The sequence below is a fragment of the Photobacterium sp. OFAV2-7 genome, assembly GCF_022347985.1.
Taxonomy (GTDB): domain Bacteria; phylum Pseudomonadota; class Gammaproteobacteria; order Enterobacterales; family Vibrionaceae; genus Photobacterium.
Map to the genome: position 1 here is coordinate 1 of NZ_JAKRFQ010000502.1, position 3,761 is coordinate 3,761.

The window sequence follows — 3,761 nt, forward strand, 5'->3', positions numbered from 1 at the left end:
GGCATATAGTGGGGCTAACCCTGGAGCCTGGTCAACCCAGCCAGACTTCATTATTCAATCTCCCAAAGAGTTAATTTCGCTTTGTAATCTCAAAAATTGAATTCGTATCTAACGGCCACCTAACATACGCGGCTCCAGATCTGGAGTACGCTGAATCTCGACTTATTGGTGCTCAACTTAAATATAAGCTGGGTAGACTACACACTACCCAGCTTAAGATAAAACGAGACTTTAGCGATTACACATTAGCTATTACATTTTGGCAAATTGCGGCAACCATTGTCGCTGAGCCGCAAACATCTCTTTAAACATGGCATCTATTTGCTCAAGGGTACACACGGTTGCTGTTACTGGATCCAGAGCAAGTGCATAACGCGCAGCATCAAGATCATTAGTCAGCGCCGCCTCGACAATCAACTCTTGTACGACAGTGTTGGTTTTGATCAAACTGGCACACTGCATAGGCAAACGACCCATTTGCTGCGGGTGAAGGCCTTTACTATCAACCCAAATTGGTACTTCAACGACACAGTTTTCAGGCAGGTTATCGATCAACAACCCTTCTGCTTGGCGGTTCGGCACATTACCATTTATTCGTATTCGCTCACCGCTGACCGTCGCGTTGATCAGCTTTGGCGCATTGAGCATATTCGGCTCAATAACAAACTTTTGTACCCCTGCAAGCTGAGCATCAATTTCGGCCTCACCCGCAGCATGTACTTTTTCTTCCAGTGCCAACAAGTTCCAGCGTTGAGGCAGGAAATGATTAATCATCTCTTCATTTTTGCGGAAATAAGGGAGGTAATCACTACAGTGCCAATGGTTTTCGGTGCACCATAAACCAAAGAATTTCAGCACTTCACAACGTACGCCATCTGCAGCATAAACCTTGGGGTCATTAACCATGTCACGAATTTGGGGCTGCAGATCCTTGCCGTTAGCCGTCATCTTGGTGATCCAGGTCATATGGTTAATACCCGCAAACTCGTAATCAATATGTGAAGGTACATCCTGATACATCAGTCGCTGCCAGCGCTCGGGGGTCGACGGATGATCGACCCAATCGCCCTCCCCCAAATACCCAGCTAACTGAGCCGTGGTATAACGCACCCCATAACACAAGCCAATAGACTGGATCGTACTGTAATCTTTTGCCGCCCAGGTTAATGGCGCAAGAGGGTTAGCATAGTTAATAAACAACGCCTCGGGACAGGCTTCCTCCATGTCTCGCAGTATGGCCAGCATTGGCGGAATATGGCGTAGCGCACGGAAAATACCACCCGGCCCCATCGTGTCGCCAACTTCCTGTATCACGCCGTACTTGGCCGGAATTTGCATATCCAGCCGCCATGGCTCCAACCCTCCGACCTGAATGGCATTAATAACAAAATCGGCACCACTCAGCGCCTGGCGCCGATTAGTTGTCATGCTAAGCCGAACACGGATATTAGCCTGCTCTGCCATTTTCCTAATAAGCTGATAACTTCGCTTAAGTACCTCGGGATCAATATCCATCAGCACCAAATCAATACCGTTAAGCGCAGGATAAGAGAATAAGGCCGAAGTAATCTGACGGGTAAACATCACACTGCCCGCACCGATAATGGTTATCTGAGTCATATCTATACCTTATTAAAAAGTAGCCGCCGCCATGAACCCATGTGTTGTTTCAACATCATGCTATGGACCATCAGCGAAGCAAGAATGGTGACACCGTAAATCAGACGGGTCCAAAAACCGGCTAGACCGGCGCTGATGATCCCGGCTTCTAAAATACCGATAATGCAGGCACCAAATAGGGTGCCAATCAAAGTGCCGCGGCCACCAAGCACAGACGTACCACCAATGAACACCGAGGCAAAAACCAATAGCATGTAGCCCTGCCCCTGATTGGGCCACCAGCTGCTCATCTCAAGGCTGACAAATACCCCAACCAAAGCCGACACTGAGCCCATCAGCATAAATAACATCAGGCGAGTCCGCTCAACCGGTACCCCCATCACTCGTGCTGCTTTTGGGTTATCGCCAATAAAATTGACATTATCACCGAAAACATGGCGGGAGAGGATCAGCCACAGCAAGAAAACCATCAGAAGTGCCCACAGTACTTGGGCCGGAATGAACTCGGCGATACGGCCGACCATCAGGGTGTGAATCCAGCTATCACGAACTTGCGGGATACTCAACGCAAGGCCGTCAGCCAGCACAGTTGTCAGGCCACCAAGGAAGAACTGCGTACCTATTGTGGCAATTATCGATGGAATACGGAAATACACGACCAGTATCCCATTCAGGATACCGCACGCGATGCCCGCAGCAATCGCCGAACCAAATGCCAGTATGGGCGACTGGGTAAGCTGGAATATCTGGGAGAAAACAAAACCACCCAGCGCAACAACAGCCGGGAAACTCATGTCGATTTCACGTGCAATGATCAGCAAGGTCAAAGCAAAAGCCAGCATCGCCGTAAACGGAATCGTCGACATGAAAGAAATGTAAATACGGCCATGGAGGAAAGTCTCCGGACTAAATACCGTAAATACCCCCCAGAGAGCAACAAGGATAAACGCAGTTAGCACCGGAACCCGGTGACGGAGCATAAACAAATTCATCATGCCCCTCTTCCGACTGCATCCAGCAGCGCCATTTGAAGCGAAGACTGGGTCATCTGTGATTTTCGGTACTCCGCCACGACAGTGCCGCGATCCATCACGACAAACCGATCGGCAACCCGATAGGCATCATTCATATTATGAGTGATCAATAAACACGCTCTGCCCTGCGACTTTAAGGCCTCGATAAAGCACAATACTTTCTCGACCTCGCCGACTGACAGCGCTGTTGTCGGTTCATCCAGTATCACCACCCGGGCATCGAATAACATGGCACGGCCAATAGCCAGTCCCTGACGTTCACCACCTGAAAGTGAACTCACCGGGGCATCAATATTGGCCCCGACACCACGAAAATCCAGAGTCTTGAGGAGATGAGCAGCTTGTCTGCGCTCTTCTTTGTGATCAATAAACCCCAACCTGTTACGAAAATGCCGGCCAAGAAACAGATTGCGCCAAACTGGCTGCTGCTCACCAAGAGAGCCTGATTGATACACGGTTTCAATGCCTAACTGGCGAGCCTGCTGTACCGAGTAACGGTGAGTCGGTACTTTCTCTCCGCCAATCAACAACTGGCCGTCCTCAATTTGCTCAGCACCGGCGATCAATTTAATAAGAGTCGACTTTCCTGCACCGTTATCACCGAGCAGCGCGCACACTTCACCACGGTTTAGCGAAAAGTGAATGTCTTTCAACGCATGAACCGGGCCAAACCATTTGTTCAACCCGGTCAGTTCAAGCACTCGCTCCGTCATTAACGAATGCCTTTTGCCGCCAAGGGGGCGATAAAATCAATATTGTTCTGGCTCACAAAACCCGCTCCGGTATTGATGTCCAGGCCCGAGAAACCATAGCGCTTGCTCAGCACAACCTGTACAACCGACAGGTAACCCATCAAGTACGGCTGGCTATCGGCCACCAGCTGAACATAACCGGTTTTAATCGCATCCGCCGTAGCTGGCGAAAGGCTAAACCCGGCAACATACAGCTCTTGCGGACGAACCCCGGCATTGCGCAGGAAGTTCCCCATTTGCGAGGTCAGCGCACCATGGTCCACCATAATCAGTTTTACTTTAGGGTTGCGCGCCAGATACGCCGTGATCACATTGGTTCCAAGAGAAGGATCTTTATCTGTTTCCGGTGAAATCT

Annotated in this window: 4 protein-coding genes; all 4 read right to left on the reverse strand. The window is 49.9% G+C overall.

The genetic code is table 11. The features are described 5' to 3' along the window. Positions 1–252 precede the first annotated feature (252 nt). Complete coding sequence (locus tag MHN01_RS19810; protein ID WP_239412925.1) at positions 253–1,620, reverse strand: alpha-glucosidase/alpha-galactosidase; 1,368 nt, start codon at positions 1,618–1,620, stop codon at positions 253–255. A gap of 2 nt (positions 1,621–1,622) precedes the next feature. After that, the gene (locus MHN01_RS19815; RefSeq protein WP_239412926.1) at positions 1,623–2,615 is read right to left on the reverse strand and encodes an ABC transporter permease; all 993 of its coding nucleotides are present in this window, start codon (positions 2,613–2,615) and stop codon (positions 1,623–1,625) included. Continuing rightward, positions 2,612–3,367, reverse strand: a complete 756-nt coding sequence (locus tag MHN01_RS19820) for an ATP-binding cassette domain-containing protein (protein ID WP_239412927.1) — start codon at positions 3,365–3,367, stop codon at positions 2,612–2,614. Before MHN01_RS19820 ends, MHN01_RS19815 begins: the two co-directional genes overlap by 4 nt. Continuing rightward, a partial coding sequence (locus tag MHN01_RS19825; protein WP_239412928.1) for a substrate-binding domain-containing protein occupies positions 3,367–3,761 on the reverse strand: 395 nt, incomplete at its 5' end. The genes MHN01_RS19825 and MHN01_RS19820, both read right to left, overlap by 1 nt.